Raw genomic sequence first — 667 nt, 5'->3', positions numbered from 1 at the left:
GCCAATCTAACACGGTAACCACGTTCTTCAAGATAAAGCACTTTGTCTAATGCGAGCCAGATCTCCAAAGGTCGCTGAAAAACCAGTTGCACTAAGCTCATTCTTTCCATATGCCAAAAACGTTTTATTGCCCGCTTTTCAAACTCGGCAAAGTCAATCGCTTGGTTAATCTCGATACCTTTTTCTTTCGCAGCCCAGAGACACAATGCCTCAAAACCATCACTTAACTGTGATTTTCGAATGCTTGGCACGGGTTGATACTCATCAACTCCCAAAATCTCACGTGTCAGTAAATCAAAACCAAGCCTGAATACCATCTCTTGTTGACGATGGCGACGCACACGTTCACCGCCTGTCACCGTCTGTTGCAATGGAATGCGCAGTTCATGCTTAGACAAAATGAGTTCAGACGCTCGCACTGATTGGGATAACGCTTGGTAAGTCTCGCTTTGAATCAAATGATAACAGCAAGGTGAAATCGTCATCGCCTCGATGCCGGCTTCACTTCCATATTCCATCAACCGAACATGAAGGTCACCACAAGCATGCAGTGCGACAGCATGTTGCGTCGGTTTGAATACTGCCTTGGTTTGAGGATCAAACGCGTCACCTTGGATAAAGGTCATTTTCCAATGATGTTCATTCGCGGCTTGTTGGCCGGAGTCGC

Annotated in this window: 1 protein-coding gene; it reads right to left on the bottom strand. The window is 46.2% G+C overall.

All coding sequences use genetic code 11. From position 1 onward, the window contains the following. Positions 1-667 (bottom strand): methyltransferase (locus R8N47_RS25670; RefSeq protein ID WP_318186161.1); only part of this gene is annotated, 667 nt, incomplete at both ends.

This window comes from Vibrio sp. 2132-1 (assembly GCF_033344315.1).
This window is presented reverse-complemented; position numbering and strand designations above follow the sequence as displayed.